Origin of the sequence: Tunturibacter gelidoferens, assembly GCF_040358255.1 — a bacterium.
In the GTDB taxonomy this organism is placed as follows: domain Bacteria; phylum Acidobacteriota; class Terriglobia; order Terriglobales; family Acidobacteriaceae; genus Edaphobacter; species Edaphobacter gelidiferens.
The window spans coordinates 4,070,973-4,093,604 of sequence record NZ_CP132938.1 but is presented as its reverse complement, the minus strand read 5'-3'; the positions used below and the strand labels follow the sequence as shown (position 1 = coordinate 4,093,604).

Annotated in this window: 17 protein-coding genes; 12 read left to right on the top strand and 5 right to left on the bottom strand. The window is 59.9% G+C overall.

The features are described from left to right. Positions 1-113: 113 nt before the first annotated feature. Together RBB81_RS17850 and RBB81_RS17845 are read left to right on the top strand one after the other, a co-directional pair. Positions 114-2,120, top strand: coding sequence for a DUF3857 domain-containing transglutaminase family protein (locus tag RBB81_RS17850; protein ID WP_183787941.1), 2,007 nt, complete (start codon positions 114-116; stop codon positions 2,118-2,120). Between the two features lie 76 nt (positions 2,121-2,196). Further along, positions 2,197-4,230 carry a DUF3857 domain-containing protein gene (locus RBB81_RS17845; protein ID WP_183787942.1) on the top strand — a complete coding sequence of 678 codons (2,034 nt, stop codon included), beginning with the start codon at positions 2,197-2,199 and terminating at the stop codon, positions 4,228-4,230. Positions 4,231-4,252: 22 nt separating this feature from the next. Here RBB81_RS17845 and RBB81_RS17840 read toward each other — a convergent pair whose 3' ends face one another. Next, a complete protein-coding gene (locus tag RBB81_RS17840; RefSeq protein ID WP_353071566.1) occupies positions 4,253-5,848 on the bottom strand; it encodes a hypothetical protein in 1,596 nt (531 codons plus the stop codon). 318 nt (positions 5,849-6,166) lie between these two features. Here RBB81_RS17840 and RBB81_RS17835 point away from each other — a divergent pair, with 318 nt between their 5' ends. From RBB81_RS17835 to RBB81_RS17825, 3 genes are all read left to right on the top strand, one after another. Next, positions 6,167-6,412, top strand: a complete 246-nt coding sequence (locus RBB81_RS17835) for a hypothetical protein (protein ID WP_179584280.1) — start codon at positions 6,167-6,169, stop codon at positions 6,410-6,412. 150 nt (positions 6,413-6,562) lie between these two features. Then, entirely contained in the window at positions 6,563-7,579 is a 1,017-nt protein-coding gene (locus RBB81_RS17830; RefSeq protein ID WP_246373404.1) for a lysylphosphatidylglycerol synthase transmembrane domain-containing protein, read from the top strand. Between the two features lie 252 nt (positions 7,580-7,831). Then, a complete protein-coding gene (locus tag RBB81_RS17825; RefSeq protein WP_353071565.1) occupies positions 7,832-9,886 on the top strand; it encodes an arginine--tRNA ligase in 2,055 nt (684 codons plus the stop codon). Positions 9,887-10,086: 200 nt separating this feature from the next. Here RBB81_RS17825 and RBB81_RS17820 read toward each other — a convergent pair whose 3' ends face one another. Both RBB81_RS17820 and smpB read right to left on the bottom strand, forming a co-directional pair. Then, positions 10,087-11,643 carry a leucyl aminopeptidase gene (locus RBB81_RS17820; RefSeq protein ID WP_353071564.1) on the bottom strand — a complete coding sequence of 519 codons (1,557 nt, stop codon included), beginning with the start codon at positions 11,641-11,643 and terminating at the stop codon, positions 10,087-10,089. 63 nt (positions 11,644-11,706) lie between these two features. Then, positions 11,707-12,246 (bottom strand): SsrA-binding protein SmpB, encoded by a 540-nt coding sequence (gene smpB, locus RBB81_RS17815; protein WP_246373405.1) that lies wholly within the window; start codon positions 12,244-12,246, stop codon positions 11,707-11,709. A 207-nt stretch (positions 12,247-12,453) separates the two neighbouring features. Between smpB and RBB81_RS17810 the strand changes: the two genes are divergently transcribed. The 6 genes from RBB81_RS17810 (at position 12,454) to RBB81_RS17785 (ending at position 19,273) form a co-directional block, all read left to right on the top strand. Continuing rightward, on the top strand, positions 12,454-15,036 hold the full coding sequence (locus tag RBB81_RS17810) for a cohesin domain-containing protein (protein WP_353071563.1): 2,583 nt from the start codon (positions 12,454-12,456) through the stop codon (positions 15,034-15,036). A gap of 164 nt (positions 15,037-15,200) precedes the next feature. Continuing rightward, the gene (locus RBB81_RS17805) at positions 15,201-15,620 is read left to right on the top strand and encodes a type IV pilin protein (RefSeq protein WP_423248089.1); all 420 of its coding nucleotides are present in this window, start codon (positions 15,201-15,203) and stop codon (positions 15,618-15,620) included. After that, the gene (locus RBB81_RS17800; protein WP_353071561.1) at positions 15,614-16,204 is read left to right on the top strand and encodes a type II secretion system protein; all 591 of its coding nucleotides are present in this window, start codon (positions 15,614-15,616) and stop codon (positions 16,202-16,204) included. Before RBB81_RS17805 ends, RBB81_RS17800 begins: the two co-directional genes overlap by 7 nt. A gap of 274 nt (positions 16,205-16,478) precedes the next feature. Next, the gene (locus tag RBB81_RS17795; protein ID WP_353071560.1) at positions 16,479-17,141 is read left to right on the top strand and encodes a leucine-rich repeat domain-containing protein; all 663 of its coding nucleotides are present in this window, start codon (positions 16,479-16,481) and stop codon (positions 17,139-17,141) included. A 95-nt stretch (positions 17,142-17,236) separates the two neighbouring features. Next, positions 17,237-18,493 (top strand): M48 family metallopeptidase, encoded by a 1,257-nt coding sequence (locus RBB81_RS17790; protein WP_353071559.1) that lies wholly within the window; start codon positions 17,237-17,239, stop codon positions 18,491-18,493. Positions 18,494-18,712: 219 nt separating this feature from the next. Then, a complete protein-coding gene (locus RBB81_RS17785; protein WP_183787949.1) occupies positions 18,713-19,273 on the top strand; it encodes a carbonic anhydrase in 561 nt (186 codons plus the stop codon). A 113-nt stretch (positions 19,274-19,386) separates the two neighbouring features. On the opposite strand, the gene RBB81_RS17780 is transcribed toward RBB81_RS17785, so the two are convergent. Further along, the gene (locus RBB81_RS17780; RefSeq protein ID WP_353071558.1) at positions 19,387-20,445 is read right to left on the bottom strand and encodes an SDR family NAD(P)-dependent oxidoreductase; all 1,059 of its coding nucleotides are present in this window, start codon (positions 20,443-20,445) and stop codon (positions 19,387-19,389) included. A gap of 218 nt (positions 20,446-20,663) precedes the next feature. Between RBB81_RS17780 and RBB81_RS17775 the strand changes: the two genes are divergently transcribed. Next, positions 20,664-21,284 carry a hypothetical protein gene (locus RBB81_RS17775; RefSeq protein WP_179584265.1) on the top strand — a complete coding sequence of 207 codons (621 nt, stop codon included), beginning with the start codon at positions 20,664-20,666 and terminating at the stop codon, positions 21,282-21,284. A gap of 77 nt (positions 21,285-21,361) precedes the next feature. Here the strand turns inward: RBB81_RS17775 and RBB81_RS17770 are convergent, their stop codons facing one another. Further along, a complete protein-coding gene (locus RBB81_RS17770; protein ID WP_353071557.1) occupies positions 21,362-22,618 on the bottom strand; it encodes a carboxypeptidase-like regulatory domain-containing protein in 1,257 nt (418 codons plus the stop codon). Between the last annotated feature and the right edge of the window lie 14 nt (positions 22,619-22,632).

Here is a 22,632-nt window from a genome sequence, read left to right as displayed (position 1 = left end):
TTCCCTTGAACTACTCCTCTCTCCCACGTATAACTCTCAAACGTACACAAATCCTGTCACGCAGCCGGACGTTTGCCATTCGACCGTGGGGCCGCCAGTGTATCGAAGACCCAATGACACGACGAACGAACCCGCGAGCAGAGCAATTGCGCAAACTCCTTCTCCAAATCTCAGCTTTGAGCCTCCTCCCATTCAGCGCGATCCCAGCGCTAGCCTCACGGCCGGACAGCGTCCCCGACTGGGTTCGCGCCGCCGCACAGCAAAAGATTCCTGCCTATTCCCCCCAAACCAACGCAGTCGTTCTCCTCGAAGACACCACCTACACCGTCGCACCCGACGGCAGCGCCACCGAGCACGTCCGCAGCGTCGTCAAAATCCTTCGCCCCCAGGGTCGCGACGAAGGCAGAATCGCCGTCCCCTTCGACAAAGACACCAAAATTCTCTCCATGCACGTTTGGAGCATCGGCCCCGACGGCCACGAGTATGCGCTCAAAGACAACGAGCAGGTAGAGTTTGGCTATCCCGGCCAGGGCAACCTCTTCATGGACCTCAAGATCCGGGCCGCAGAGGCACCCGGACGCGACCCCGGCGGCGTCGTCGCCTACGAGTACGAGCAGCGTACTCATCCCTACCTCACCGAGAAGACCTGGCTCTTCCAAAGCGAACTCCCTCGCCTCAACCAGAGCTTCACTCTCGAGCTCCCACCCGGATTCACTCACGGTACCGTCTGGGCGCATAGCAGGGAACTCCCTCCAATCGACCTCGAACATCAGCGCTGGCGCTGGGAGATGAAGGACGTCCCGCCCATCGACCTCGATCAGGTTGAGCTCCGCCCGTCGGAGTACTCCCTCGAGGGCCGCATGACCGTCCACTACACTGGCCCAACCATCCCAGCCCCAACCGAAGGCACCTGGCAAAGCATCGGCGAGTGGTACCAGACTCTCTCCAAAGATCGCCTCGTAGCCACACCCGAGATCGCCGCCAAAGCCAAAGAACTTGCCGGCAACAAGACCGACTTCTACGACAAGACCGAGGCCATCGCCGAGTTCGTTCAAAAACAGGTTCGCTACTTCGTCATCGAGATGGGCATCGGCGGCTACCAGCCCCACTACGCCGCCGACATCTTCCGCAACCGCTACGGCGACTGCAAAGATAAAGCCACCCTGCTCGTCTCCATGCTCTCTACCGTGGGCGTCCACGGTGCTCTCGTCATGGTCGACCACCGTCGCGGTGTCGTCGACCCAAATGCACCCTCGATCTTCGGCGACCACATGATCGCCGGCATCGAAGTACCCAAGGGCTACAACTCGCCAAAACTCCGCAGCGTCGTGACCGCAAAGTCAGGTCGCCGCTATCTCATCTTCGATCCCACCTGGGACAAGACCGCCTTCGGACAACTCGAGCACAACCTCCAGGGTGGCTACGGCGTCCTGATGGAAGGTCCTGACAGCCAGATCATCCAGTTTCCCGTCCTCTCTCCCGACCTAAACACCATCCGCCGCACCGCTATCTTCCAGCTGCAACCCGACGGTTCACTCAAGGGCACCGTCACTGAGAAGCGCTTCGGCGACCTCTCCGAACACCGTCGCGACCTCTATACCAGCGGCGACGCCAAAGAGCAGACCCAATTTCTCGACCGCCTCCTCGGCCAGGACTTCACCACCTTCACCGTCTCCGACTTCAAAGTACAGAACGCCGAGGCTCTCAACAAAGACCTCACGACCTCCTACTCTCTCACCGCCGATCGCTTCGGAAAGCCCATGGGCCCTCTGCTCATGATCCGTCCCCGCGTCCTCGGCAGCGAGCATCTCTACGCCGACCGCAAAGAGCGCCACAACATCCCGATCAACCTAAGTGAAACCATGCAGGAGCAGGACGACTACACCATCGAGCTGCCCCTTGGCTATGCGGTCGACGAGATTCCCGATCCCGTCAAGCTCGACCTCGGCTTCGCCTCCTACGAAAGCTCCAGCGTAGTCAAAGATCACACCCTCCGCTACACCCGCACCTACACCGTCCGCGAAGTCACTCTTCCCGCCGACAGATATCCCGACGTTCAAAAGCTCTCCAGCGTCATAGCAGCCGACGAACAGAACAAAGCCGTCCTCAAAAAGCAGTAAAAAAATCTAAATCAAAAATCAGAAAAGCTCCCTCAGCTCCCGTACCGCCAAGCAACCGAACAAGGACGACTCCACCATGAACCACATCTCAAGCCGTACCCTCTGCCTCACTCTTCTCTCTGCCTTGGCTCTCCTCGCCACACCCTTCGCCCACGCGCAGTGGACCGTTCCCACCCCCGAAGAGCTCTCTATGACCTCGCAGCCCGAGGTTCCCGGAGCCGCCGCCGTCTACCTCTTCCGCGAAGAGACCACCGAAGACAACCTGCACATGTTCAGCACCTACGTCCGGCTCAAGGTCCTCACCGAGCGCGGCAAGGAGCACGCCAACGTCGAACTTGGCTACGAGCACTCAAGCGAAGGCGGCTCTACGGTCATCGACGACATCCAGGGCAGAACCATTCACCCCGACGGCACCATCATCCCCTTCACCGGCAAACCCTACGAAAAACTGGTAGAAAAAACTCAGGGCCTCCGATTCATGGCCAAGGTCTTTACCTTGCCCGACGTCGAAGTCGGCAGCATCATTGAATATCGCTACAAGTTGCGCCTCGGCGACAATTGGTTTCGTGCACCCCAGTGGTACATCCAGTCCAGCCTCTACACTCGCAAGGCCCGCTACTCCTGGAAGCCAACCAATAAACAGCTCATTTCGAATGAAGAAGGCGGCCAGCTCACTAACACCATCTCCTGGACCAAAATCCTTCCGACTGGCACCGAATTAAAACAAACCCAGCTTCCCGCCAGAGCCTTCGACGAAGGCCAGTACATCTTCGAGCTCAACGCGCATGATATTCCTCCCGCCCCTGAAGAGGACTACATGCCGCCCATCTCCAGCTTTACCTATCGCGTTCTCTTCTACTACTCCCCCTATCGCACCGGCGACGAGTATTGGAAGAACGAAGGCAAGCACTGGGCCAAGCTTCGCGACAAGTTCATTGGGCCCGGACCCGGCGTCACCGCGGCCGTGCACGACCTCGTCCTCCCGGCGGACTCGCAGGATCAGAAGCTCCGCAAGATCTACGCCGCCGTAATGAAGCTCGAAAACACCAGCTTCACCCGCGAACACTCCAGCACCGAAGAGAAGTCTCAGGGTCTCAAAGAGCTTCGCACCACCGACGACATCTGGACTCGCAAGCGTGGTAACAACGATCAGATCACCGCACTCTTCGTCGCAATGGCGCGTGCCGCCGGCATGAAAGCCTATCTCGCCGTAGTCACCAGCCGCGACCGCAGTCTCTTCTTTCGCGCATACCTCAGCATGTCGCAGCTCGACGACGACATCGCAATCGTCAACGTTGACGGCAAGGACCAGTTCTTCGACCCAGGCTCTCGCTACTGTCCCTACCAGCACCTCGAGTGGAAGCACAGCCAGACCAGTGGTCTCCGCCAGATCGACGGAGGCGCAGGTCCAGTAGAGACTCCGGGTGAAACCTATCTCTATTCGAAGACCACGCGAATCGCCGACCTGACCATGGACGAACACGGCGAAGTCAGCGGCACTCTAAAGATGACTTACATGGGATCTCCGGCTCTTCATTGGCGGCAGCGCGCCCTCACCGGCGACGACGAAAGCCTCAAACGAGAACTTCGCACCAACGTCGAACGCCTCATGCCTGCCGGAGCCGACATCAAAGTCACCTCCATCGATAAGCTCGAAGACTACGAGCAACCCCTCGTCGTCAACCTCTCCTTCAAAGGAAGTCTTGGCTCCGCCACGGGCAAACGCCTGTTCATTCCCGCCGACATCTTCGAAGCGAACTCGAAACCTGCGTTTCCCCACGAAAAACGAGAGATCCCAGTCTATTTCCCATACTCTCGCACCAATCAAGATGCAGTTCGCATCAAGTTCCCACCGTCCTTCAAAGTAGAATCGCTCCCTGTCAGCGACAAGATGGGCTTCGAGAAGTTTGCCCTGTACTCCCTGAATTCAGAGTCCAGCCCCAATAGCTTCACCATCCGTAGGGACTACTTTCTCGCAGAGATCTACTTCAAGCCTGACGAGTACGCCGGCCTTCGGAGCTTCTACTCCAAATTCGAGAACAAAGACCAGGAGACAGTCGTCCTCACCACCGCACCGTCCGCGCCTAAAGCAACCCCGGCAGGGAACTGAACCCAGCGCCGCGTGCCACTCGTCACGGCAGGCGGCACACCTTCACCGCCTCATCTTCGTAAGCACAACCAAACCTCGTCGCAGCATCTCGCTCAAGCACCACCCAAGTCGCACCAATCGACTTCAGCGCCGCAAATCGGCTGGCATCCACGCCCCTGCCCAGTCCGGTTTGCAGAGCCATTCCCTGCGACCACTCTTCGGTGAGTTCAGGCCTGTTCGAAGCCGTTCCGCCGTCTTTTGAATCCGGCAGCGAACTCCGCTCCGCAATCGCACGAAAGCTCTGTGCATCTTCTCCATCCCTGACCGTGTAATACGCGTCCAGGGCAAACACCGCATCCTTCGGCGTGCTCTCTCTGATCCAGACAAATGCCTGCTCCCAGCGATTCCCCCCACCCTTAGCCGCCCAAGCCAGGGCCTCCGGAAGTTCAAGGTGCTTCGAACCAGGAAATGTCTCACGGTCGGCCAGCACCATCACCACCGCCAGCACAGAAAACACAGCAACCCACCGCCACCCTCGTCGCCGCAAGACACGTTCCCCCAGCGTCGCGCCCGCCACCAGAATCATCACTACGTACACCAGTTGAAAGATCCGCAAGGGCTGCAGCCTCGCAACCTGGTGCACCGCCGCTCCCTCCCGCGCAAACAGCAGCGCCACCGCGATCGCCGTCCCTCCCGACACCACCGAAGCACGCGCCAGCGCCACACCCACGCTATCCACCGTACGGCTCCGTCCCACGGCAACGATTGCAAGAATCATCAGCGGCGCCACTAGCCCAACCCACTCGTACCAGTGCCATTGGCTAAGAAACCAGTAACTCCGCGTCAGCATCACCCTCTGGTAGGCCACGCTCTCCACCGGAGCCAACAACTGCACCACCGTCGCCGCTAACACCGCCGCCAAACCCAGTCCCACCGTCCCCCACACCCGCACCAGCCGGCTCACAGACAGCGCCGCACCCAGAACCAGCACCCACCCCAGCGCATACGCGCCCATCAGCGGATGCATTATCCCGGCCCCAGCCAGAGCCCCGCAACAAAGCGTCAACCCGCGCCGCCGCTCTCCTTCCGTCTCAAACCGCGGCGACAAAAACTGCAGAGCTCCCACCAGTGCCAGAAGCGCACAGGGAGTCGAGATACTTCGCGCCGTCACGTAAGGATCCATCAGCATCAGCGACGTCCCGGCAATCGGAATCGTCAGCCACACCGCCAGCAGCGTCACCGCACCACCTCTCGCCTCACGCGACCCATAGCAGCGAGCCGCCAGCAGCCACGCCGCAAACAACGTCACCCAAAAGCTCGCCAGATGCACCAGCAGCAGCACTGTCTCCAGGCTCAAGCGCGACTCGCGCACCAGGCCAGCCACAAACGGCGCAAACACGGAGTACCGCAGGTGCCCCACCACGAACTCGGCCCCATACGGATACAGCCTCGGATCGAGCAGCCGCTTAATCTCGGGCAGATAAATACCGCCGTCCTCGGCATACGGATGATAGCCGTGGATCAGCAACGCAACCAATGTCAGCACAGTCACCAGCGCCGCCGCAAAGCTTCGCTCCCGCCGGTACTGCTCGAGTTCCAGCTCTACCGAAGAGAGCTGTGATGCTATCGATGTAGCCAAATACCTCTTGCTCCCGCCGCGATCCTATTTCTATTGCATACCGTCAGCTTGCGGTCTGCGAAGTCCTAGTCCAAAGTTATGCAGTTCATCACGAACGTAAAGTCACCCATCTCTCAACAACGCAACTTCCCTGCATTTTAGACGTCAAAAACATCGATTCAGCCTACATCTCTCGCAAGTCAAAAAAAAAGAAATCGCCAAACACTATTCTTAGAAAGCTCTCATCACGGCTTCCTGCGAGTCGGCCCTCCGATTGCCCTAAAAGGGCAAGGTTCATCAAGCCGAACGAAGGGAACAATTCAAAAGAGGGAGCATGTCATGCACATTCACAGCAATCCAGTCAGCCAGCTTGCTCTGGGCTCTACTCAATCCACCCTCCAGACCCAGGAAGCCAGGAAAGCCGCAGCCGCCGTGCGCCGGAAGCTCAACAGCTTCGCAGCCAGCGATGATGGCGATGTGATCTCCCGTGTCGAGGCCCATGCGGAACCCGACCCTCAACGCAGGAAGAACTCCCAACACGACGAAGAAGCCTTCCGTAGTGTCTTCTTCTCCGTCTCCGTCTAAACCATTCCAACTGCGGGCGCATTGTTTCTGCTCCGACGTAAGCGATCGATAACACAGACGATACAATCGAAGCTGCATGCTTCATCGTCTCTTTTTTCTTCCAGTCTCCCGCGAAACGACCCATCGCCCGCTGTCCCTCTGGCTGCTCGCATGAGCGCCGCCAACAGCCGCAACCTGCTGAAGACCATCCCCGGCCTGCTCATCAGCGCCTTCTTCCTCTGGTATACGTTCCATAACATTCCGCTCTACGAGTTCCGCGCCCTCCGCGCCGCGCACCCGGTGTGGATCCTTGGAGTCCTCGGCTTCACCGCCGCCAGCTACTCTCTGCGCTGCGTTCGCTGGAGCCAGATGATGCCCCGCAACGGTCGCTCGCTCCATGCTCACTTTGCCGTCTGCGCCCGCGTCCTCATGACCTCGCTCGCCGCCAACAACATCCTTCCCCTGCGCATCGGCGACATCATGCGCATCTTCACCTACTCCGACGATCTCGGCACCGCGCCCTCCGTCATCCTTAGCACCGTCATCCTCGAAAAGCTCCTTGACATCTTCGTCCTCGTCCTCCTCTTTGTCTCGACCGTAGGCAGCATCGCCACGCCGCGTCTTCGTCTCATCGCCAATATCTCGCTCGCCGTCTCCGCCATCGGCCTGCTGATCCTCCTCGTAGCTGCGCGCAGCCTGCAAGCACCCGTGCAACGACTCTTCGCCCGTCTCCCCGCTGGTCCGCTGCTGAAAAAAGTCGAACACTGGATCACCCTCGCTCTCGACGCAACCGGCAGGCTCGGTGTTGCCGGCTCTCTCCTCCTGCTATTTCAGACGGTCGTCATCTGGACCTGCGAAGGCATGATCTTTCTCTCCGCCATCCGTCTCCTCGGCTTGTCGGTTGACGGCATTGCCGCCTGGCTCGCCGTCTCCTTCGCAAACCTCTCCTACCTGATTCCCAGCTCCCCCGGAGCCATCGGTCCCTTCGAGCTCGCCGTCAAAACCTCTCTCGTCAATCACGGCGCATCCATGTCGCAATCCGCTGTCTTCGGCCTCGCGATCCACGTCTGGATGCTCCTCTCCGTTACCGGCGCTGGCGGCATCATCTTCCTCACCCATCGCATCCGCATCCACAACCACAAGCCACTGCTCGAAGAGATCGAAGACTTGCCCGTCGAGCTGCCGTAGAGACGAGTGTCCTGCCGGACGGGCCTCCTGCGCGGAGCGCGGTCACTTCGTGACATGTATACCTGTCGTGGCAGGAATAAGCTTCCACAGTCCTCCCGATGGTCGGCACAAGATCCAACCTGCGACCAACGGGAAGCACCAAGCGAAGCGGTATACCCGCCACGAAGTGGCCGCCCCACGCGCAGTGGGCCCGTCCGGCAGGGTGCCCCTCTAGTAAACTGAAGCCATCTTCCAAAGTGGTGACCCCAAAGCATGTATCGCACAATTCAGCAGTCCCTGTTGGCCCGCATCCAGGCCATCCTCCTCGCAAAATACGACGTCACCCTCACGAACCTCGTCGTCGAGCAGCCCCCTAGCATCGCCCTCGGCGAACTAGCCCTGCCCGTAGCCTTCGAGCTGGCCAAGCGTCTCCGCAAAGCCCCCCGCGCCATCGCCACCGAGCTAGCCGCCGAACTCACCGCCGCCCTCCCCACGCTGGAAGGCGTCGCCAGCGTCGAAGTAGCCGGCGCAGGCTACCTCAACATCCACCTCGACCGCGCCGCCGCCGTCCGCCGCATCGCCGCCGACCAGCACGCAGACATCGGCGGCCCAGGCTTCCGCCTCGTCGAACACACCAGCATCAACCCCAACAAAGCCGCCCACATCGGCCACCTCCGCAATGCCATTCTCGGCGACACCTTCCAGCGTCTCCTCCGCCCCGACACCTTCAAGACCGGCTACGAAGTCGGCGTTCAAAACTACATCGACAACACCGGCGTCCAGGTCGCAGACGTAGTCGTAGGCCTCGTCTACCTCGAAGGCAAAACCCTCACCAGCACCCGCGAACTCCTCACCGAGCTCCTCGAGACCAATCAGCGCATCGACTTCTACTGTTGGGACCTCTACGCCCGCGTCTCCCAGTGGTACACCGCCGATCCCGAACATATCGACGCGCGCAAACAGATTCGTCTCGACACCCTCCACGCCCTCGAAATCGGCAACAACGACACAGCAGACATAGCCGACCTTATCTCCACCGCCATCCTTCGCCGCCACCTCGAAACCATGCAGCGCCTCAACATCGAGTACGACTTCCTCCCGCGCGAAAGCGAGATCCTCTCCCTGCACTTCTGGGACGCGGCCCGCGAACTCATGCTCGAAAAAGGTGTCCTCTACCTCGAAACCGCCGGCAAAAATAAAGGCTGCTACGTCATGCGCCGCGCCGGCAATGAACCGGGTGCCCCACATCTCGACTCTGAGATGTGGGATTCCACAAATCCCACCACCTCCGACTCCAGCCTCCCCGACGAAGACGCGAAGGTCATCGTCCGCTCCAACGGCACCGTCACCTACGTCGGCAAAGACATCGCCTACCACCTCTGGAAGTTCGGCCTCCTGCCCGGCAAGGACTTCGGCTACACAAAATTTCGGGAGTACCCAGACCGCTGTTGCTGGATCTCCACCACTCACGGCGAAACCCCGCACCCCACCTTCGGCAAAGCCGACCACATCTACAACGTCATCGACTCCCGCCAGAACGACCCGCAGAATAACGTCATCGCAGCACTCCGCGGCATGGGCTACACCGAAGCCGCCGACAACTACACCCACTTCAGCTACGAGATGGTCGCTCTCACCCCCCGCTGCGCCGTCGAACTCGGCTACACCATCAGCGAAGAAGATCAGAAGAAGCCTTTCATCGAAGTCAGCGGCCGCAAGGGCTTCGGCGTCAAAGCCGACGACCTCCTAGACCGTCTCATCGCCGCCGCAAAGTCCGAAGTAGACACCCGCCATCCCGAGATCGAACCGGCCGAACGCCTCACCATCGCCACGCAGATCGCAGTCGGCGCTCTCCGCTACTTCATGCTCCGCTTCACCCGCAACACCGTCATCGCTTTTGACTTCAAAGACGCCCTCAGCTTCGAAGGCGAGACCGGCCCCTACGTCCAGTACGCTATCGTCCGCGCCGCCAATATCTTCCGCAAAGCCAACACCACCGAAGCCGCGTCCCTGGCCGCCATCGCCACGCTCGACCTCTCCAACATCCTCGACACCGAAGAGGGAAGCAGCCTCTGGGAGACCTGGCTCCTCGCCTCCAAACTCACGCTGTTGACCGAGCAGTGCATCGCCACCGCCGAGCCCGCCTACCTAGCCAAGTACGCCTTCCAACTGGCCCAGCAGTTCAACAACTTCTACCACCGCCACCACGTCCTCAACGAAACCAACCCCACCCGCAAAGCCCTCCTCCTCGCCACCGCCGCCGTAGCCCAACGCGAGATGATCCGCGCCCTCGACTACCTCGGCATCGAAGCCCCACCCGTTATGTAACTGTAATTCACACAAATTGTTCTTGTTCTCCTCCAACGTAACCTCAACAGATCGTCATCTCGACCGAAGCTGCTCACGGTCTCATTGTGAACAGCGCAGTGGAGAGACCCCCGTATTTGTCTTTGTCGTTGTTTGTTCCTCATCCCCGCAGTTATAAAAAAGGCCTCCACAAAAGGAGGCCTTTTCCATGCACGAAAAAATCAAGCCTCGTACCCTCTTACCCACTCCAGAATCGACCGTACCGCCACCCCACTAGGCCCATTCGCAATCCAAGGCTTATTCTCATCGTGCCACGCACACCCAGCAATATCCAGATGCACCCACGGCGTCTCCCCTACAAACTCCTTCAAAAACATCGCAGCCGAGATCGCCCCGCCCCAACGATTCGCGCCTGTATTCCTCATATCCGCGATATGACTCTTGATCTGGTCCTTGTAATCGTCGGTGCAGGGAAGCCGCCAGAACTTCTCCCCCGAGATCTTCGTAGCATCCACAAACTTCTGCCACGTCGCCTCATCGTTCGAGAACAGTCCCACATTCACAATTCCCAACGCCACCACACAAGCGCCAGTCAGCGTCGCCGCATCGATCAGATGCGTGCAACCCAGTGTCTTCGCATAGTGCAAACCATCCGCCAGCACCAGCCGGCCCTCAGCGTCGGTGTTAATCACCTCAATCGTCTTACCCGACATCGCCGTCACCACATCGCCCGGCCGATAAGCCTTCCCATCCGGCATATTCTCCGCCGAGCACACCACCCCAATCACCTTCACCTTCGGCTTCAGCTGAGCAATCGCTCGCATCGCGCCGATCATCGCCGCCGCGCCTGCCATGTCGTACTTCATCTTCTCCATGCCATCGCCCGGCTTGATCGAGATCCCGCCCGTATCGAACGTAATCCCTTTCCCCACCAGCCCCAGCACCGGAGCATCTTTTGCCGCCGCCTCACCCTTCCCGAGCTTCGGCTCATACGTCATCACAATCAGCGCCGGAGGCTGCTCCGAACCCTGCGCCACCGCGGCAAAGGCGCCCATCTTCAACTCCAGCAGCTTCGCCGTCGAATGCACCTCGCACCGTAGCCCCACCTCCGCGCACATCGCCGCGGCGCGCCTTCCCAGCTCCGTCGGCGTCAACACATTGCCCGGCTCATTCACCAGAGTCCGTGTAAAGTTCTGCGCCGCTGCCACAATCACTCCCGCATCAAAACCCTCCTGAATCTCTGCCCGGGTCGACTTCTCCGCCTCCTTCGCGACCACCGAGAGCAACCGCACCGAACGGTCTTTCCGTTCGCTCCGGTAAGTATCCCAATCCATCTCCGCCAGCTCCGCACCCTCTACCAGCACGCGCGAAAGCAGAGTACAGGGCAGCGTCTCCAGATGCTCGTCGTCCAGAGCATGGTCCTCAGGAAACGCAATCGCCAGCTCCCGCACTCCCAGCGGCTTAGCCGCACGCACAGCAGTCCCCGCGCCCTTCCGAACCTCATCCACCGACAGGCTCTTCGCCTTTCCCAGCCCCACCACCAGCAGCCGCTCCGCCTTCAACCCATTTGGAGCATGCAGCAACAACGTCTCACCCACCGTCGCCTTGAACTCGCCCGAAGCCAGAACCTTCGCCGCCGCATCTGCCACCGCATCAGACGTCGTCAACAAAGCCACCAAGGGCTCCGCATCTTTGCCGACCGCAATATCCACCGCAAATACAGCCAGCATCGGCGTTTGAAATCCGGCAGCATCCTGAAAGAGTAGCTTTGTGTCCATACGTCTATCGTAACCCGGCTGGATGTTGAACACTTCGGAGGTAAAACTACAACGAAAGTAGAACTACCCCCGTTGACTCCTCGCGACCGCGGCCTTGGCCTCGTTATCGGCCTCGCGCTTGCGTTCGGTGGCGCGCTTGTCGTACTCCTGCTTGCCCTTTGCCAACGCAATCTCGCACTTCACCCGCCCATTACGAAAATAAAGTCGTGTCGGAATCAGCGTAAATCCCTTCTGCTTCGTCATACCCTCAAGCTTCCGCACCTCGTTCCTATGCAGCAGCAACTTCCGAGTACGCAGCGAATCATGGTTCATCGCATTCCCATGAGAGAACGGTCCGATGTGCGCATTCAACAGAAAACACTCGCCGTCCTTCAGCAGCCCATACGCGTCCTTCAGATTAGCCTTCCCCTCGCGGATCGACTTCACCTCCGTCCCACGCAGCGCCACCCCAGCCTCGAACTTGTCGGTCAAAAAATAGTTAAAACTCGCCGACCGGTTGAACGCGGCATCTCTCTTACCCGCCGCCACAGGGTCGCGGTCTTTCTCCTTCACCACCGGCTTTGGCTGGTGGGCGGCTGTCGTGTTGGACATAGAACGTGCCATGCAATCTCTTACTTTAACATGTCTGCAACTTTCGGTTCACACGCGCCCCTCACCCGCAGATGCTCCGAGCGTCTAACCACAACCCTCATCCGTCGGTCACAATGACGTCATGAGTCTGTCCATCTCTCAGCTGCGAGCCGTACCTCAAACGACCGCGGACCATCCCCGATTCCCACCCACTTTTTGACGAGGTCGACTTTGGAGCGAATGCTATACTCACCCGAGCGCAGCAGCCTGGCAGGCACGGCCCCCACAGGCAGCGCCGAAGCCGGAAAAATCTTCCCGGCGGGCGTTATCTCCGGCAAACGCCATATTCTTCACGGTGTAAAGGACGAAAACGGAAGCAGCATGGGTCGCGTGTACAAATCAATCAGCAAACTATCCAACTCTCTTCGTCGCGCGCTCCCTGCTCTGCTCCTCTGTGGCATTGCGAGCTTCAGCGCCGCAACCGCACACGCCCAGTCAGCCTCAACCTGGGATAAGCGCGGCCAGGACGCCGAGGCGCGCCAGGACTTTGACACCGCCTACGAGGACTATCACAAAGCCGTCCTCAAAAAGCCAAAAGACCTCCGCTTCACAGAGCACTTCGAGAAAATGCGGTATCAGGCCTCTGTCGCCCACGTCGATCGTGGCCGCGTCCTCCGGCAGAGCGGCGACCTCCAGGGCGCCATGGCCCAGTTCACCCGCGCCCTCCAGATCGACTCCGGCAATCAGGCCGCGCAGCAGGAGATCGATGGCATTCAAAGGCAACAGCAATCGGACCGCGACAACACCCCGCAGGCAAAAGAGCAGATGTCGCGGCAGAACGAGACCCTCAGCACCATCGGCTCCATCGCCGGTCCCGTCGAACTGAAACCCGTCTCAAACGATCCCATCACCCTCCACATGGTCGAGGACGTAAAAGTTATCTACGAGGCCATCGGCAAGGCAGCCGGCCTCAACGTCCTCTTCGACCCCGACTACAGCTCCAAGCGTATCCCCGTCGACCTCACCAACGTCACCCTCTCGGACGCCCTCCGCATCGTCGGAACCATCTCCGGCACCTTCTACAAGGCCATCACGCCGAACACCATCTTCGTCGCCACTAACTCGCGCACCAAGCGCACCGACCTCGACGAGCAGGCCGTCCAGACCTTCTATCTCACCAACGCCAGCCAGCAGAACGACGCCAACGAAGTCGTCATCGCCATCCGCAATCTGCTCGACCCCAGCGTCAAGATCTATCTCGTTCCCAGCCAGAACGCGATCGTCATGCGCGCTACGCCCGACCAGCTCCTCCTCGCGCAAAAACTCCTGAACGACCTCGATCGTGCCCGCCCCGAAGTGGTCGTAGATGTAGCAGTCCTCGAAGTCAATAAGAACGTTGAGCACAACCTAGGCATCACTCTCCCCCAGTCGATCACCCTCACCCCGCAGGCCAATCCCACCACCACGACCAGCGGCAGTACCAGCACCACCACCAGCGGAACCACCACCACCTCCAACTTCACCCTCAACACTCTCGCCCACCTCAACGCCAACAACTTCGCCGTAACAATCAGCGGCGGCACGCTCAACGCTCTGCTCAGCGATGCGGACACCCGCGTCCTTCAGAACCCCAGCCTCCGTGCTACCGATGGCCAGCGCGCAACCATGAAGATCGGCGAGAAGATCCCCGTAGCAACCGGATCCTACAACGCAGGCGTCTCCACCGGCGTAGCCAGTATCGGCGTCCAGACCCAATTCACCTACCTCGATATCGGCGTCAACATCGACATGACCCCCACCGTCCACTACGACCGCGAAGTCACCCTCAAGATGAAGATTGAGGTGCTCTCACAGATCACTACCGTCAACATCAGTGGGGTCAACGAGCCCGTCATCGGTCAGCGTACCTCCGAGCAAGTCATCACTCTCAAGGACGGCGAGCCCAGTCTCCTCGCCGGCATCATCACCAAGAACGACGCCCTCAACATCAACGGCACCCCAGGCGTCGGCGAACTGCCGTTCCTCAAGTACTTCTTCACCTCGCGCGACAAGATCAATGACAAGACCGAGATCGTCTTCATCATCATTCCCCACATCGTCCGCGAGTCCATCCTCACCCGCGCAAACGTCCGTGCCATCGACACTGGCACCGGTCAGTCGATCGAGCTGCGTCGCGATGCGTCCATGAACGACAGCGACTCAGAGCCGGTCAACTCCATCAAACCGCACAACTCCCCCACACCTACCAGCGCTGCCAACGCCGCCAGCGCCATGGTTCAGCAGCTAAGCCAGCAGGCCGCGCCAACGCCTCCCCCTGCCAACTATGTCCCGGGAGCACAGACCACTCCTGCCGAATCAACACCAGCGCCAGCTCCTGCAGCCCAGACACCAGCAACCTCAACCGTAGGCGGCCCGCCCATCAGCTTCACCGTCGTACCGCCGGAGTCCAGCCAGCCCGTCGGCAGCACCTTCCAGGTCGCCGTCATGCTGGGCAACGGACACGATGTCTCCTCTGTGCCCCTCCAGCTCCAGTTCAATCCAGCGCTCCTCCAACTCGTCAACGTAGATGCCGGAGACTTCCTCGGCAAGGACGGTCAAGCTGTCTCCCTCGTCCATCGCGAAGACAAGGGCCTCGTCGCCATCTCCTCCATTCGTCCTCCGAACACAGCAGGAGTCAGTGGAACAGGCAGCCTCTGCACCCTCACCTTCAAGGCCATCGCCCCTGGAGACTCGACCCTTACACTCGTCAAAGTCGGTGCTCTCAACAGCGCGCAGGCCAATCTTCCGGCCGTCGGTTCGCAGGCCACGGTGCATGTCAAGTGACACTCTGTACCAACCCGGGCTCCTCACGGCCTGCCCTGAGCTTGCCGAACGGTTCGGACCTTCGAACGTGGGGTAAGCCCTGGGCCGATGCCCAATCGCGTAATCCCAGGGCATCCGGCCGGCAGCCACTTACCTCCCAATCCGGCCTCACCCTCGTCGAACTCATCATCTGCGTAGCCATCGTGGCCCTCCTCGCCTCCGCGGCCATCCCCATCGCCCGCTTCCAGGTCAAACGCACGAAAGAGCGCGAACTCCGCCGCGACCTCTGGGAGATGCGCGACGCCATCGACAAATACAAAGACGCCGCCGACAAAGGTGCCTTCCAGATCAAAGCAGACTCTCTCGGCTACCCACCCGACCTGCAAACCCTCGTCGACGGGGTCGAGGTCACCGCCGCCCAGGGGAAAAAGGTAAAATTTCTACGGAAGATCCCCACCGACCCCATGACCAACTCCACCGATTGGGGTCTGCGCTCCAACCAGGACGACACGGACTCCGACTCCTTCGGCGGCCAGAACGTCTTTGACGTCCACAGCAAGAGCACCGGAACCGCACTCGACGGAACGAAGTACTCCACATGGTAACCACTCCCCCAATCCGCTCCGCCCGCTCATCCGGGCCGCTCTCCACCCGGTCATGGCCCGGTGTTTTTTTGTTGTCATTCCGTAGCGCAGCGGAGGAATCTGCTTCTCTTCCACAGAAGCCCGGGTGCCCCATCCTTCGCAGTCTCACCGCGAAGGGTGGGATCGACAAAGCCAGACCAGCCGACACCACCCGCATCTCCTCCGAGCAAGGCTTCACCCTCCTCGAACTCATGATCGTCATGGTCGTCATCGGCCTGCTCGCCGCCATCGCCATCCCCGCCTACACCAGCAACATTCGCAACGCCAAAGAAGCCGTCCTCAAAGAGGACCTCCACACCATGCGCCAGGCCATCGACTCCTACACCGTCGACAAAGCCAAGGCCCCCCAATCCCTCGACGACCTCGTCCAGGCCGGCTACCTCAAGTCCATGCCCGTCGACCCCTTCACCCACCGCTCCGACACCTGGCTCCCCGTACAGGAAGACACCAACATCAGCCTCGACCAGACCGAAACCGGCATCGACGACGTCCACAGCGGAGCCCAGCAGACCGCCTCCGACGGCACCTCCTACAACACCTGGTAACCGCGCCGGGCTCTCTTGAACCCGTCCAGAGATCAAACGTCTTTCCCGCGCGTCTGCTTACGCTCTGTCGTTTATCTTCCAGTGTCAGCCAACAGCGAAGCACAGAGCCCCATACTCAGCTTGCGCTTCTGTCGTTGCCTGCCCTCTTGTTGTCATTCCGCAGCGTAGCGGAGGAATCTGCTGTTGCACCGACCATTTTCGGTCTCTGAAATCCACCCAGCTTCTAGAAGAATCAGTCGTCGCGGCATGACGAAGCGCGAGCTATCATTCCCTCGTGCCAAACTCTTCCGCGCCAAGTCTTAATCTCTGGAAAAAACACCTCGGCTCCGTGCCCGAGCACGTCTGGGAACAAATCAACTTGGAAACCCTCATCCTCGCCGACAACGATCTTGCCGAAGTCTCCGACAAAATCGGCAACCTGAAGCACCTCCGCACCCTCGACCTCGGTCACAATCACCTGAGCAGCCTGCCCGACACACTGGGAGACATCGAGGGCCTCACCGACTTCCTCTACCTCCATGACAACCGCCTGACCTCCTTGCCCGCCTCGCTCGCAACACTAACCAGACTCCGCTATCTCAACCTCAGCGCAAACCCCCTCGCCCACCTCCCAGACTGCGTCTCCCATCTCTCCGGCCTCATCGAGCTAAGAGCAACCGACAACGCCCTGTCCGAACTCCCCGCCTCCATCGGCCATCTCTCCCGTCTCCGCGAACTCCATCTCCGGAACAACCGCCTCACCACGCTGCCGTCCTCGATCGGCCAGCTTCGCGAACTACGCCAGCTGGATCTTCGAGGCAATCCGCTCAAAAGCCTCCCCGAGTCCATAGCCCGGCTCCCTCGACTGGAAAAACTCGACCTCCGCTGGGTCACAACCCTCGACGCGCCCGCGTGGCTGGACGACCTGGAAGCCCGAGGCTGTCTGATCTACCTTTGACCCTCGCCTCCGCTCACCAAAAGGCGCATACTATGGTCTAAGACTCGTCGAGCTGCGTCCGGTCAGCAGGGAAGCGGCCCACCAGGAGACCCCACATGCGTTCCGTCACGCAAATTGGCCTAACCGCCTTCCTCACCCTCTCCGTTGCGGCGTACGCTCAGACTCAGACGACCACCCCCGCCAACCAGGCTCCCTCCACTCCATCGCCCCAGACTGCACCCCAGACCACACCCGACACCACATCCACCCCTCCCGTCACCGCCACCATCCCCTCCGACGTCCCCGTCGAAAAGCCCATCCCCGGCCACCCCACCGCCACGCCGAAAGAGAGCAAGGACGCTGCAGCCGCCGTCAAAGCCGCAAACAAGACCGACCGCCTTCCATCCCCCGGCGAAGACATGAAGACCAACATCAAGCCCGGCAGCGAAGACGACGTCAACGCTGTAGGCACCCGCAACATCGGCGGCCGCGGCCTCGCCAACTGGTACTCCACCGACTGGGAGATCCGCACCGGCAAGCAGTACTCCATGGAGATCGAAAAATCCGCTCACATGGTCAACGACCCCGTCATCGTCGAGTACGTCAACCGCGTCGGCCAGAACATCGTCAAAAACTCCGACTGCAAAGTCCCCTTCACCATCAAGGTCATCGACTCCGACGAGATCAACGCCATGGCCCTTCCCGGCGGCTTCTTCTACGTCAACTCCGGCCTCATTCTCGCCGCTGACGAGGAAGCCGAGCTAGCCGGCGTCATGGCCCACGAGACCGCCCACGTCTGCGCCCACCACGCTGCCCGCCAGATGACCAAGATGAACTATGCGCAGATCGGCTCGATCCCGCTCATCATCTTCACCCAGGGCTCCTGGACCGGCTACGGCATCTACGAGGCCGTCCAGCTCGCCATCCCCCTAAGTTTCCTGCAGTTCTCCCGCATGGACGAGGCCGAAGCCGACTGGCTCGGCGTCCAGTACATGTACAAGTCCGGCTACGATCCCCAGGCCTTCGTCCAGTTCTTCGAGAAACTCGACGCCCTCGAGAAGCACAAACCCGGCACGCTCGCCAAGGTCTTCGCCGACCACCCCCAGACCCCCGATCGCATCGGCCACTCTGAAGAGGAGATCGCCACCATCCTCCCCGCGCGTCCCGACTACATGGTCACCACCTCGGAGTTCGACGACGTCAAGGCCCGCCTCGCCCGCCTCGAGAACAAGCGCAAGATCAACGACGGCAAGGGCGGCAACAAACCCACGCTCCGCCGCACTGCCAGCGGCAACGGCAACAACGACCCCAACAACCCGAACAATCCAGCCAGCAGCACCGACGACCGCCCAACCCTGGGCCGCCGCAACTAGGCCATCACCCGACCAACGGGAGGACCACCGCACCTGGCCCCCCAAAGACCGGTACACAAGTCACGAAGTGACCGCTCCGCGCGTAGCGGGCCCGTCCGGCAGGACTCTCTTTCGCTTATGCAAAGAGCATGAATCCCCCGCGCTCGACAGCGACTCTAAGTTTCAACTCTGACCATTCACAATTCAACGATCGCAAAACCGCTCTCATGGAGAATGAACATGAGTAGTCTAGACAGCCTGTTAGAACGCAACCAAACTTTTGCAGCTCAACAGTCTGCTTCCGGCACACTGATGCCCTCACTTCTTGCCGCGAGTGCAACCTTAAAAGCTACGATCATCGGTTGCGCCGATATGCGCGTCGACCCGGCTCATATCCTGGGAATCAAACTGGGTGAAGCCCTCGTGATCCGTAACATTGGTGGCCGAATCACCCCAGTCTTGCTCGAGGAACTGGGTCTACTCGGACGAATCGGTCAGGTCCTGGGAGGAGCTCCTGCTGGCGGCGGAGAGTTTCACCTCATCGTGCTTCACCACACCGACTGCGGCATCACTCGCCTCGCAGGCGACCCCGATAAGCTGGCGCATTATTTCCAAATACCCGAGAGTGAACTCAAAGCAAAAGCCGTCACCGACCCGTACGCCGCGGTCGCCGCCGACGTCGCTCTGCTACGTGCAGTTCCCGCACTGCCCGCCAAATGGCTCCTCTCCGGCCTTGTCTATGACGTAGCGACTGGCCTGGTTAAGACCGTCGTACCACCAGCGCCGATTCGAACAATTTAATTCCATACCCGCCATATCCCTGGCGCGGAACCAGCTAGAATTGGCGAGGCGATCAGTGAACCGTTTCTGGGTGACTAAGCGCAGGAGGCCCGTCCGGCAGAACAAACCCGGCCTCAGCTCTGATTATTGGCATTATCCCCACCCGTCACATCATAAGTAGCGCCCGTCACCATGGCCGCCAGGTCCGAAGCCAGAAACACCGCCGCTGGCGCCAGGTCCTCCGGCTTTAACCACCCCACCTTCAGCGGCACATGCGGAGCCCGCGTTTCATAAGCCTCCTTCTCCGTGGGATTCTTCGGCGGATTCTCATTCGCCGTCACCTCCCCAATCAGCGCACTCCACCGCGCCTCGTTATGCGTCAGCGGAGTATCCACCAGCCCCGGAATCAGCGCATTCACCGTAATCTTGTCCTTCCCCAGTTCCAGCGCCGCCGACTTCATCAGCCCGATAATCCCCCACTTCGAAGCCGAGTACGAAGCCATATTCTTCGACCCATGTTTCCCCTGCATCGACGACAGCACAATAATCCGCCCCCCGCCATTCTTCACCAGCATCGGCGCAAACGCCCGAATCGTATTTGCCGTCCCATTCAAGTTATTGTTGATCACATCGTTCCACTCCCAGTCTTCCATCTCGATCAGAGGCTTGAAGCGCTGCGTCGCCGCATTCGCCACCACAATGTCGATGTGCCCAAACTTTTGCTGCACCTGATCCGCCGTCGTCCGCAGAAACGCAATCTCCCGCACATCCCCCACCACCTCCATAAACTGCCGCCCATGCTGCTTCACCAGTCTGCCCGTCTCCGCCAGATCCTCCCTCGTCGCCACCGCGTAGGCCTGCTCCGGAGTAATCTTCGCGCAGATATCCAGCCCCACAACATCCGCGCCGTTCGCCGCCATATCCACGGCAATCGACCGCCCAATCCCACGCGCAGCCCCTGTAATCACCGCAACCTTGCCCTTCAGCAATCCATCCCCAAACGTCCGTCCCGGCCACGTCTGCTTCTCCGCCAACGCATCGGCCGGCTGCTGCCCCAGCGCCTGTCCACCCATCGCCATCCCGCCCGCAATTGCTCCTCCCGAAGCCAGCAACTCTCTCCGCGACATCAGCGATCCCTGCCGCCCAACCATCTCCTCAGCCCTGCCCTCTGCACTCTGCCCGACGCTATTCAAGGTGATCTCCTCCGGCAATTCAGCCGTCCTCGTTAGGATGTGCCTTCTCTTCGAAAGTCTGCCTTTACGGTCCCCATCACGTTTCCCCTACCAAGCAGACCTTTTCACTGACACAAAACGGACACCTCGTAACTTGACCACGGCTGCGACTTGGCGCATAATGCCGGCAACTGGGCCTAGTACGAAGCTGCGATGAGTCTCTTCGAAAGGACCTACCCATGAAAATCTCCAGTCTCTCCTTGAGCGCTGCGATGCTGGCCATCGCGGTTGTCCTGTTCACCATTCCAGCGTCCGCCCACGCCGACACCTACACCGTCTACAATCTCGGCGACGCAAACTCAACCAACATCTACGGAATCACCACTTCAGGCGAAGTCGTCACTTACAACAGTGGTTGCGGGCTACCAGGATTCCCCTGTTACACCGACTACATCGACGGCGCGAAGGTAGGCACGTCCACAACCGCTCCTGTATTCACCTATGATGACGGAACGAGTTGCGCCGTGCCGTCAGGTTTTGCCTTCGCTGGCGCCGCCACGCCGGTATGCAATAACGGACGCATCGGATTTGGTTCCCGATTAAACCCAAACGGAGACGCAAGCGGAATCTATACGGGCCCCACCGGCGATCTAAGCCTCATACAACCCTTTGGTTCAACAGACAAGCTTGCACTCAACAGTTCCGGCGACTTCGCATGGACAGACGGTATCGACGAGTACATCTACGAAGCCGTCGACACCACAACAGCCATAACTCCTGAACCAACCAGCATTCTATTAGTCGGATCAGGAATGCTCTCGTTGATGGAATTGGCACGCAGAAGACTGCGGCAGATCTAAAAGGGAAGAGAAATATAATCTGCTCTCGAGGTCTCTTAGGACCATACGATCTAAGAGGCCTCTCCCGGCCCAGAATGTCATTCGTCGGAAAACAAACTCTTCTTCACAATCTTCGTGGGAACAAGTTCCAAACTCCGCCCCGTCACATCGCTATCGGTCACCACCACCGCCTGCTTCCCATCCTCATAGCTGCGCAAGACGGTCTCCGAGTTCATCTTGGTCGGGTCCGACGGCTTCTCATTCGCAGGCTCCGTATCCCCCGCGTATTGCACCACCAGACTGTAGGATCCTGGAGGAACGAACGTCACCGTAAAGTCTCCGTTGGCATCGACATTGGTCGAACGGAAAAACTCTTTGTCCTGTGCGTCCTCGATCCTCACAGTCGCTTCGTTGATGCCGTGATGATCCTCGCTCGAACTGACTCGCCCACTCACGGCATACAAGCCTTTAAGATTAATCGTCATCTCGACATCGTCGCGCTCCTCCGCTCTATGCACGGTAATAGCCTTCGCATCGGCCTGATGAAATGCAGCAGGCGCAAAGACCACCAGAGGCGAGTCTGATCTCCCATTAAAGCCGTTTGCCCCACCCTTCATGTCTGTTCGTGACTTCGTTGTAAGGTCACCTCTCACAAAGTAGTCACCGTGCGCCAGCCCACTAATCCGGAAGTGTCCCCGATCGTCGCTAAAGGACATCTGCTCCATTCCATCGGCCCCCGACAGCATCGAGAATTCGATCGGCACTTCTTTTTTGCCCTTTGCGGCGATCACTGTGACCATCAAACGCGCCGCCGGGCTGCCATCGTCCCACATCACCTTGCCTGCGATAGCTGCCCCGCGCTCCACCGTCAGATCCACCTGCGCACTCCGCTCCGACACCACATGTACCGCCGGAATCCCCGAAATCGGGTAGTGCAGATCCGACCCCGCCTCATATGCTGCAAGAACCATTTGGCTCGGACGCACATACCCCGACACCGAAGCAAAGGCATAGTAGTCACCCGGAGCCACTCCGTGTAGCGCGAAGCCTCCCTCCAGATCCGTCTGGGCGTCTATCATGTTCAGGGCGTCTATTGCCTTCTTGTAATAGACGACCACGCCGCCCTTCACCCCGGGCTTTGGCGGAGGCGTAATCTCCGCAGGCACCCCGAACAGAATCACCTTCGCGAACCGCGCAGGCCGCTGCGTATCCCCGCAGATCACATGCCCTGTCACCGTGCCCCCGGCCACCACCGGCGCGCTCTGCCACGCATAGGAGAACGACGAAAAACCAGCCAGCCCCAAAGCCGCAATCCGACCCAAACACCCAGCCCCGAAGATCCTCAGAGCATGCATGGCAACAGGATCAA

Bases quoted from the DNA above. Each gene is read 5' to 3' on its own strand.
- RBB81_RS17850 (WP_183787941.1), top strand. From the start codon at position 114: ATGACACGACGAACGAACCCGCGAGCAGAGCAATTGCGCAAACTCCTT.
- RBB81_RS17845 (WP_183787942.1), top strand. From the start codon at position 2,197: ATGAACCACATCTCAAGCCGTACCCTCTGCCTCACTCTTCTCTCTGCC.
- RBB81_RS17835 (WP_179584280.1), top strand. From the start codon at position 6,167: ATGCACATTCACAGCAATCCAGTCAGCCAGCTTGCTCTGGGCTCTACT.
- RBB81_RS17830 (WP_246373404.1), top strand. From the start codon at position 6,563: ATGAGCGCCGCCAACAGCCGCAACCTGCTGAAGACCATCCCCGGCCTG.
- RBB81_RS17825 (WP_353071565.1), top strand. From the start codon at position 7,832: ATGTATCGCACAATTCAGCAGTCCCTGTTGGCCCGCATCCAGGCCATC.
- RBB81_RS17820 (WP_353071564.1), bottom strand. From the start codon at position 11,643: ATGGACACAAAGCTACTCTTTCAGGATGCTGCCGGATTTCAAACGCCG.
- smpB (WP_246373405.1), bottom strand. From the start codon at position 12,246: ATGGCACGTTCTATGTCCAACACGACAGCCGCCCACCAGCCAAAGCCG.
- RBB81_RS17810 (WP_353071563.1), top strand. From the start codon at position 12,454: ATGCTATACTCACCCGAGCGCAGCAGCCTGGCAGGCACGGCCCCCACA.
- RBB81_RS17800 (WP_353071561.1), top strand. From the start codon at position 15,614: ATGGTAACCACTCCCCCAATCCGCTCCGCCCGCTCATCCGGGCCGCTC.
- RBB81_RS17790 (WP_353071559.1), top strand. From the start codon at position 17,237: ATGCGTTCCGTCACGCAAATTGGCCTAACCGCCTTCCTCACCCTCTCC.
- RBB81_RS17785 (WP_183787949.1), top strand. From the start codon at position 18,713: ATGAGTAGTCTAGACAGCCTGTTAGAACGCAACCAAACTTTTGCAGCT.
- RBB81_RS17775 (WP_179584265.1), top strand. From the start codon at position 20,664: ATGAAAATCTCCAGTCTCTCCTTGAGCGCTGCGATGCTGGCCATCGCG.
- RBB81_RS17770 (WP_353071557.1), bottom strand. From the start codon at position 22,618: ATGCATGCTCTGAGGATCTTCGGGGCTGGGTGTTTGGGTCGGATTGCG.